The 1,180-nt window shown below is 75.9% G+C and carries 1 protein-coding gene; it reads right to left on the reverse strand.

Annotated features, from left to right (window positions below; translation table 11 throughout):
- Positions 1-199: 199 nt before the first annotated feature.
- On the reverse strand, positions 200-1,180 hold a 981-nt coding region (locus ABZ281_RS50065; protein ID WP_356665566.1), incomplete at its 5' end, for a DUF5937 family protein.

Consider the following 1,180-nt stretch of genomic DNA (forward strand, 5'->3'; position numbering starts at 1 on the left):
CACCCGCGGCCACGCGTTCCCTCCTCGACGCTCTGGCGATCGGGCGGGCATGGCTGATCTGTATGGGCGGGCCGGCCGCACGACTGACCGGTGCACGCGGGCCCACGGGCACGGCCGCCCCGTACCGGCGGGCCGGCCGCACGGCTGACCCGCACGGGCGGGCCGGCGGCCGCACGGCCGTCGCGTCGGCGCGGGCCGGCTACCTGAGGATCCCTTCCAGGAACTCGCTGCCGAGCCGGGCCACCACCGTCCCGTCCAGCTGGTGCAGGACGTAGCGCCCGCGGCGGCGGGTGGTGATCAGGCCCGCCTTCTTCAGCACGGCCAGATGCCGGGATATCTCCGGGGCCGTCATGCCGTGCACCTGCGCCGGCTCGCTGGTGGTGTGCGCGCTGCGGGCGAGATGGCGGCACATGCGCATCCGGACCGGGTGGGACAGCGCGGTCATCCGCATGGCCAGCTGCTCGAGGGTCTGCGGCCCGGCGAGCTCCGGGGAGCCCACCGGGTAGTGCAGCACCGGCTGCCAGCCGTACCGGTGCAGGACCATCAGATGCGGCCAGCCCAGACTGGTCGGGACGAGCAGCAGGCCGCCGTCGCCCGGGGCCGTACGGCCGTCGCCCAGCTTGTCGACGGTGATCCGGCCGGCGGCCTCGTCGAGCGTGACCGCCGGGGACACCGCGGCCAGCGCCTCCGCCAATCCCTTGCGCCGCAAGAGGTCCGTCTTGTGCCGGGCGTCGGCAGCGAGCTGGTGGCGCAGCCGGGCCCAGGCCTCCGCGAAGAACGCCTCGTCGCAGTCCCGGAGGAACTGCCGCAGCCACGCCCGGATCCGGGGCGGGTCGGCCGGCAGCCGCTCCCCGAAGCGCAGTTGCCGCGGTCCGCGCGCGGCGGCCAGGTCCAGCGCCCGGCGGCGCGTGTGCGGGTCGGACAGCGCCGTCGGCCCGCATGCGCCGTATCCGGTGGCACAGGTGAACTCCAGCGCCGCGTCCACGAACTGCTCGTCGGACAGCTTGTCGAGCTGGTCCAGCTCCTCGGCGAGAGTGGCGCCCGGGAGCCCGCGCCGGTCCGGCAGGCCCGCCCAGGGCAGGAACAGAAGGCCGCCGGCATGGGCTCGTCCCCGCACGCGCGCCGTACCCGCTCCCAGTCGACCTTCTCCCGCAGGGCGCGCGCGATGGGCAGGGCCGCC

It is taken from the genome of Streptomyces sp. NPDC006265 (assembly GCF_040613555.1).
GTDB lineage: Bacteria > Actinomycetota > Actinomycetes > Streptomycetales > Streptomycetaceae > Streptomyces.